At 35.7% G+C, this 4,179-nt stretch carries 1 protein-coding gene; it reads left to right on the top strand.

Translation table 11 applies throughout. The features are described 5' to 3' along the window. Positions 1–120 precede the first annotated feature (120 nt). A complete protein-coding gene (rpoB, locus tag FPG59_RS14440) occupies positions 121–3,933 on the top strand; it encodes a DNA-directed RNA polymerase subunit beta (protein WP_086455275.1) in 3,813 nt (1,270 codons plus the stop codon). The last annotated feature ends 246 nt before the right edge of the window (positions 3,934–4,179 follow it).

Here is a 4,179-nt window from a genome sequence, read left to right as displayed (position 1 = left end):
TAATAAGAAAGTAGTTATCCTTAATTAATTTTTAAAAGATGTAATGCATGTGAAATAATCATGCAAATAGCTTGTTATTTGTATAATAAAATTACTTTTTAATCAAAATTTTGTTCATTGATGCTAACAAATCAGACTGAAAGATTGAATTTTGCCTCAACTAAAAACATTCCTGACTATCCAGATTTTCTAGATGTTCAGGTTAAATCGTTTAAAGATTTTTTTCAATTAGAAACTAAATCAGACGAAAGAGGTGACGAAGGGCTTTACAATACCTTCATGGAGAATTTTCCAATTACTGATACGAGAAATAATTTCGTATTAGAATTCCTTGATTATTTTGTAGACCCACCACGTTATACAATTCAAGAATGTATAGAAAGAGGTCTTACCTATAGTGTACCTTTAAAAGCTAGGTTAAAACTATATTGTACCGACCCAGAACACGAAGATTTTGAAACGATTGTTCAAGATGTTTATTTAGGAACAATTCCTTATATGACACCAAGTGGTACTTTTGTAATCAATGGTGCTGAGCGTGTAGTTGTATCTCAATTACATCGTTCGCCTGGAGTATTCTTTGGTCAATCATTCCATGCAAATGGTACAAAATTGTATTCTGCGAGAGTAATTCCGTTTAAAGGTTCTTGGATTGAATTTTCTACAGATATCAATAGTGTAATGTATGCTTATATTGATAGAAAGAAAAAACTTCCTGTAACAACTTTATTCAGAGCCATTGGTTTTGAAAGAGATAAGGATATTCTTGAAATTTTTGATCTTGCTGAAGAAATTAAGGTTTCGAAAACAGGTCTTAAAAAATATATCGGTAGAAAATTAGCGGCACGTGTATTGAATACATGGCATGAAGATTTTGTTGATGAAGATACTGGTGAGGTAGTTTCTATCGAACGTAACGAAATAATCCTTGATAGAGATACAATTATCGATAAAGATAATGTAGAAGAAATCATTGATTCTAACGTTAAATCTATTTTGTTACACAAAGAAGATGCAAATCAAGGTGATTATGCTATCATTCATAATACGTTACAAAAAGATCCAACAAACTCTGAAAAAGAGGCTGTTGAGCATATCTACAGACAATTACGTAACGCTGAACCGCCTGATGAGGAAACAGCTCGTGGTATCATTGATAAATTATTTTTCTCTGATCAACGTTATAACCTAGGTGAAGTAGGTCGTTATAGAATTAATAAAAAATTAGGCTTAGATACCCCAATGGAAAAGCAAGTCTTGACCAAAGAGGATATCATAACTATTGTTAAATATTTGATTGAATTAATCAACTCAAAAGCTGAGATTGATGATATTGATCACTTATCTAATCGTCGTGTAAGAACTGTTGGAGAGCAATTGTCTCAACAATTTGGTGTTGGTTTGGCTCGTATGGCTAGAACCATTCGTGAGAGAATGAACGTTAGAGATAACGAGGTGTTTACACCAATAGATTTGATTAATGCTAAAACATTATCATCTGTTATCAACTCTTTCTTTGGAACAAATCAGTTGTCTCAGTTTATGGATCAAACAAATCCATTAGCAGAGATTACGCACAAGAGAAGATTATCTGCACTAGGACCAGGTGGACTTTCAAGAGAGAGAGCTGGTTTTGAGGTACGTGACGTTCACTATACGCATTACGGACGTTTATGTCCAATTGAAACTCCAGAGGGACCAAACATTGGTTTGATTTCATCTCTTGGTGTTTATGCTAAAGTAAACGGAATGGGTTTCATTGAAACACCTTACCGTAAAGTAACTAACGGAGTTGTAGATTTAGAGTCTACTCCAGTTTACTTAAGTGCTGAAGAAGAAGAAGGTATGTTGATTGCACAAGCAAACATTCAAATGGATGCTGCTGGTAAAATTACTGCTGAGGATGTTATTGCTCGTCAAGAAGGTGATTTCCCAGTAATTGAGCCTTCAAAAGTTGATTATACTGACGTTGCGCCTAACCAGATTGCATCAATTTCTGCATCTTTGATTCCTTTCTTGGAACATGATGATGCGAACAGAGCCTTGATGGGATCTAACATGATGCGTCAGGCGGTTCCTTTGATTCGTCCTGAAGCTCCAATTGTAGGTACAGGTTTAGAGCGTCAAGTTGCTTCTGATTCTAGAGTGTTGATAAATGCTGAAGGTGATGGAGTTATTGAGTACGTTGATGCTAATATAATCACTATCAAATACGATCGTTCTGAGGAAGAAAGAATGGTTAGTTTTGAACCAGATGAAAAAACATATAATCTAATTAAATTTAGAAAAACCAACCAAGGTACAAGTATCAACCTTAAACCTATCGTAAGAAAAGGGGATAGAGTTGTTGCTGGTCAAGTACTATCGGAAGGTTACGCAACTCAAAATGGAGAGTTAGCTCTTGGACGTAACTTGAAAGTGGCGTTTATGCCTTGGAAAGGTTACAATTTTGAGGATGCGATTGTAATTTCTGAAAAAGTAGTTCGTGACGATATTTTTACTTCTATCCACGTTGATGATTATTCATTAGAGGTTAGAGATACTAAATTAGGTAACGAAGAATTAACGAATGATATTCCTAACGTTTCTGAAGAAGCTACTAAAGATTTGGATGAAAACGGTATGATTAGAATTGGTGCCGAGGTAAAACCTGGTGATATTCTTATCGGAAAGATTACTCCAAAAGGAGAATCAGATCCTACGCCGGAAGAGAAATTGCTTCGTGCAATCTTCGGGGACAAAGCAGGTGATGTTAAAGATGCTTCTTTGAAAGCTTCTCCTTCTTTACATGGTGTTGTTTTAGACAAGAAATTGTTTGCAAGAGCGGTAAAAGATAAGCGTAAACGTACACAAGACAAGGATGCTTTAGGTGCACTTGAAATGGAGTTTGAAGTGAAATTTGTTGAATTGAAAGACAAATTAGTTGAAAAACTTTTCTTGATCGTTAACGGAAAAACATCTCAAGGTGTAATGAATGATTTGGGTGAAGAAGTTTTACCAAAAGGTAAAAAATATACTCAAAAAATGCTTTATGCAGTAGAGGATTTTGCTCACTTAAGTAAAGGTCAATGGGTAGCTGATGATGCTACTAATACTATGGTTAATGATTTAATTCATAACTATAAAATTAAATTGAACGACTTACAAGGTGCATTACGTAGAGAGAAATTCACGATTACTGTTGGAGATGAATTGCCAGCAGGAATTTTGAAATTAGCTAAAGTATACATCGCGAAAAAACGTAAGTTAAAAGTGGGTGATAAAATGGCGGGTCGTCACGGTAACAAAGGTATTGTTGCTCGTATCGTACGTCATGAAGATATGCCTTTCCTTGAAGATGGAACACCAGTTGATATCGTGTTGAACCCACTTGGGGTACCTTCTCGTATGAATATTGGTCAGATTTATGAAACGGTTTTAGGATGGGCTGGTATGAACTTGGGTAGAAAATTTGCTACACCAATTTTTGACGGAGCATCTTTAGACGAAATCAACGCTTTAACGGATGAAGCTGGAGTACCTCGTTTTGGTCATACGCATTTGTATGATGGTGGTACTGGAGAGCGTTTCCACCAAGCTGCAACTGTAGGTGTTATCTATATGTTGAAATTAGGTCACATGGTTGATGACAAGATGCACGCACGTTCTATCGGGCCGTACTCTTTAATCACTCAACAACCACTTGGAGGTAAAGCTCAATTTGGAGGTCAACGTTTTGGAGAGATGGAGGTTTGGGCACTTGAGGCTTATGGAGCCTCTAGTACACTTCGTGAAATCTTGACAGTGAAATCTGACGACGTAATTGGTAGAGCTAAAACGTACGAGGCAATCGTTAAAGGAGAGTCTATGCCAGAACCAGGATTACCTGAATCATTCAATGTATTGATGCATGAATTGAAAGGTCTTGGACTTGATATTCGTTTAGAAGAATAAATAAATTTTGTCAACTGTAGAGATGCGATTAATCGCATCTCTACTTTGGCTTTTATATAAGTTTTTAGGATTTAGACCCGTAACCCGTTCCGATTTTTTATAAAAACTGTAAGAGTTTTATAATTAGCACTTCAAAATAAAAAGGTTTGAAGTTTAGAGAAGTAACCCGAGGTAGTGTTTAAGTCAAAAGTTTGAAAGTCAAAAGTAAATAGTCATTCGTGACTTTAAAACTTTATGACATTTGAC

This window comes from Flavobacterium sp. FPG59, from assembly GCF_002150205.1.
Classification (GTDB): domain Bacteria; phylum Bacteroidota; class Bacteroidia; order Flavobacteriales; family Flavobacteriaceae; genus Flavobacterium.
The sequence above is the reverse complement of the archived record's forward strand: the minus strand, read 5'-3'. Positions and strand labels throughout refer to the sequence as shown.

What these genes read in the sequence shown, in the direction of transcription:
- rpoB (WP_086455275.1), top strand. Translation starts at nt 121, where the DNA reads ATGCTAACAAATCAGACTGAAAGATTGAATTTTGCCTCAACTAAAAAC.